The sequence below is a fragment of the Bradyrhizobium sp. PRIMUS42 genome, from assembly GCF_023006515.1.
Taxonomy (GTDB): Bacteria; Pseudomonadota; Alphaproteobacteria; order Rhizobiales; family Xanthobacteraceae; genus Bradyrhizobium.
In genome coordinates this window covers 1-307 of the sequence record NZ_JALBGZ010001656.1, presented here as the reverse complement: position 1 = coordinate 307, position 307 = coordinate 1, and the positions used below count along the sequence as shown (strand labels likewise).

General features: G+C 67.1%; 1 protein-coding gene. It reads right to left on the bottom strand.

What is annotated here, in order from left to right; all coding sequences use genetic code 11:
• Positions 1–307 (bottom strand): AMP-binding protein (locus MOV75_RS42150; protein WP_246933146.1); only part of this gene is annotated, 307 nt, incomplete at both ends.

The window sequence follows — 307 nt, the reverse complement described above, 5'->3', positions numbered from 1 at the left end:
GCGCTCGCCGCCCTTGAACGAGGCGTCGTCGACGTCGACCACCAGCGGCTTGGGCCCCGTCATCTGCGCCAGCGCGTCGGTGATGACGCCTGAAAACTCGGGATCGACCAGGATGATCCTGGCGCCGCCATGATCAAGCTGGAACGCGATCGAGGGCGCATCGAGACGGATGTTCAGCGCGTTGAGCACGGCGCCGGTCATGGGCACGGCGAAATGCGCCTCGTTCATCGCCGGGATGTTCGGCAGCATCGCCGCAACGGTGTCGCCGACGCCGATGCCCTTGCGCGCGAGCCAGGACGCAAAACGC